The sequence below is a fragment of the Streptomyces sp. MB09-01 genome (genome assembly GCF_033794505.1).
GTDB lineage: Bacteria > Actinomycetota > Actinomycetes > Streptomycetales > Streptomycetaceae > Streptomyces.
Window position 1 is genome coordinate 1 of sequence record NZ_JARAYQ010000477.1, and the last position, 2,912, is coordinate 2,912.

Annotated in this window: 2 protein-coding genes; both read left to right on the top strand. The window is 74.2% G+C overall.

Going from position 1 to position 2,912, the window contains the following annotated elements:
* Window positions 1-270 precede the first annotated feature (270 nt).
* Window positions 271-1,326 carry a LacI family DNA-binding transcriptional regulator gene (locus PV721_RS42530; protein ID WP_319734134.1) on the top strand — a complete coding sequence of 352 codons (1,056 nt, stop codon included), beginning with the start codon at window positions 271-273 and terminating at the stop codon, window positions 1,324-1,326.
* A 233-nt stretch (window positions 1,327-1,559) separates the two neighbouring features.
* Complete coding sequence (locus PV721_RS42535) at window positions 1,560-2,759, top strand: thiolase family protein (RefSeq protein ID WP_319734136.1); 1,200 nt, start codon at window positions 1,560-1,562, stop codon at window positions 2,757-2,759.
* Window positions 2,760-2,912: the final 153 nt, after the last annotated feature.

The following is a 2,912-nucleotide window of genomic DNA, read 5'->3' on the forward strand; positions in this document are numbered from 1 at the left end:
GGCGGAGAGGGAGAGGGGAGAGCGGGGCGTAGGACCGGAGGGTGCGCGCCGCCCTGTCGCGACGGCGGGGGTGCGACGGAGCGCGACAGGGCGGCGGCACGGCGGACCACGTGCCGGGGCACGTGCGGTGACACATCCGTCGTCACGTCCGTCGACGAAGGCGTGGCATGCAGTTACACGTGTCAATGACTCGCGTAACCACTGTGTAGCACTCGTTTCCGGCCATCCGCTAGCCCCTGGGCCCCACCGGTCTGGAAAGATGCCACGGCAATGTCTCAGTCATCGAAATCGCCGAAGCCGCCGACCCCGGCCTCCGGATCGACCACGCCGCCGCCCCCCGTTCCGACCAGCGCCGACGTGGCCCGCCTCGCGGGCGTGTCGCGCGCGACGGTCTCGTACGTGCTGAACAACGCGGAAGCCGTACGCATCAGCGAGCCGACCCGCCGCAAGGTCCGGGAGGCCGCCGAGGAGCTGGGGTACGTTCCGCACGCGGCCGCCCGCAGCCTGCGCGCCGGGCACACCCGGATCGTGCTGCTGCCCACCCCGAGCGTGCCGATCGGCCCGCTCTACAGTGCCTTCCTCAACGAACTGCAGTGGGCGCTGCGCCGCCTCGACTACACCGTGGTCCAGTACGGGAGCCTCGGCCTCAGCGGCGACGAGGCCGTGCGGGCGTGGGCGGAGCTGCGTCCGGTGGCGGTGATATCGCTCGGCGAGATCACCCTCTCCGCGCACAACGTCGCCACCCTCAAGCGGGCCGGGGCCCGCGCGGTCATCACCATGGGCCCGGTCGGCGTGCCCGGGGCGCACGCGCTGGTCATGGACCAGCAGGAGGTCGGCGCCCGGGCCGCGGCCCATCTCGTCGAGCGGGGCCGGCGGAGGATCGGTGTGGTCGTCCCCGAGGAGGAGGGGCTGGAACTGTTCTCCGCGCCCCGGCTGGCGGGCGCACGCTCCGTGGCGGATGCGGCGGGCGCGCGGGCCGAGCCCGTCCCGATGGCCTACTCCGAGGAATCGGCCGCGGCGCTCGCGGCCCGCTGGCGCGGCCTCGGGCTGGACGCGGCCTTCGCGTACAACGACGAGTACGCGATGCTGCTGATGCGGGCCTTCCAGGACGAGGGGCTGCGCATCCCCGAGGACGTCGCCGTCATCGGAGCCGACGACCTGCTCATCGGGCGGCTGCTGCGGCCCCGGCTGAGCACGGTGCGGATCGAGATGCCGACCGGTGACCACTTGGCGTCGCTGGTGGACCACGCGGTGCGCGAGCCGTCGGAGATCACCGAGCGGCACGACCTGATGGCGGCCGAGGCCGTCCACCGCGAGTCGACCTGACGGAACTCCGCCGGGCCCGGCCGGGCGGGTCGCAGGGCGGGGCGGAGACGGGGAACCGTCGCAGGGGGCCGTTGACAGGCGGTGACGTGCGGACGGAGACTGCGGGCGCGCCCCACCGGGCGTGCCCGGCGGCGTGTCGCGATGCCCACACCGGCGTCGTGCCCACACCGGCATCGATGCCCACACGGCACCGATGCGCCACCGCCCGTACGGATCCGCCCAGGAGAGACCCCATGAGCATCCGCACCGTCCGCGACGTCTACGTCGTCGACGCCGTCCGCACCCCGATCGGCAAGTTCGGCGGAGCCCTCGCCGGCGTCCGTCCGGACGACCTGGCCGCGCACGTGGTGCGCGCGCTGGTGGACCGTACCCCCGATCTCGATCCGGCGCGCATCGACGACGTGGTATTCGGCGACGCCAACGGCGCGGGCGAGGACAACCGCGACGTGGCCCGGATGGCCGTCCTGCTGGCCGGCCTCCCGGTGAGCGTCCCCGGGGTCACTGTCAACCGGCTGTGCGGGTCCGGCCTCGAAGCCGTGATCCAGGCCGCCCGCGCCATCGCGGTGGGCGACGCCTCCGTGGCCATCGCGGGCGGCGTCGAGTCGATGAGCCGCGCCCCCTGGGTGGTCCAGAAGCCCGAACGGGCCTTCCCCGCCGGACACCAGCAGATGTGGTCGACCACCCTCGGCTGGCGGATGACCAACCCGCGGATGCCCGCCGAGTGGACCGGCTCGCTCGGCGAGGGCGCCGAACTCGTCGCCGACAAGTACGCCGTCACCCGCGAGGCGCAGGACGCCTTCGCCCTGGAGAGCCACCGCAAGGCCGCGGCCGCCTGGGCCGCCGGGCTGTACGACGACGAGGTCGTGCCGTACGAGGGGGTGGACCTGGTACGGGACGAGTGCATCCGGGAGGGTTCCACGCCCGAGGCGCTCGCCCGGCTGAAGCCTGCCTTCCGGACGGACGGCCGGGGCACGGTCACGGCCGGCAACGCATCGCCCCTCAACGACGGCGCCGCCGCCCTGCTGTTGACCGACGAAGCGGGCCTGGCCGCCACCGGCCGGGAGCCGCTCGCCCGGATCAGCGCCTCCGCCGTCACGGGGATCGAGCCCCAGCTCTTCGGACTGGGCCCGGTGGACGCGGTGCAGCGGGCCCTGGGCAAGGCCGGCCGCGGGCTGTCCGACCTCACCGTCCTCGAGCTCAACGAGGCTTTCGCGGCCCAGGCGTTGGGCTGCCTGGCGGCCTGGCCGGAGCTGGACCCGTCCGTGGTCAACCCGCGCGGCGGTGCCATCGCGATCGGCCACCCGCTCGGCGCCTCGGGCGCCCGACTGGCCGGCTCGGTCGCCCACCAGCTGGCGGCGGCCGGTTCCGGTACGGGCATGGCGGCGCTGTGCATCGGCGTCGGGCAGGGCGTCGCGCTGGTCCTCGAACGCTGAGCCCCGCTCCGGCACAGCTCTGGTGGCGCACCCGCCCCACCAGGGCGACGACCATTTCCGGTCAGCGCCCGCCGCCAACTGCCCAATAACTGAACAGAAGTGGAGCCCCCGGTCTGGCACGATGACGCGTGCTGCCGCCCCCCCGCCCGGCAC

Bases quoted from the DNA above. Each gene is read 5' to 3' on its own strand.
- PV721_RS42530 (WP_319734134.1), top strand. From the start codon at position 271: ATGTCTCAGTCATCGAAATCGCCGAAGCCGCCGACCCCGGCCTCCGGA.
- PV721_RS42535 (WP_319734136.1), top strand. From the start codon at position 1,560: ATGAGCATCCGCACCGTCCGCGACGTCTACGTCGTCGACGCCGTCCGC.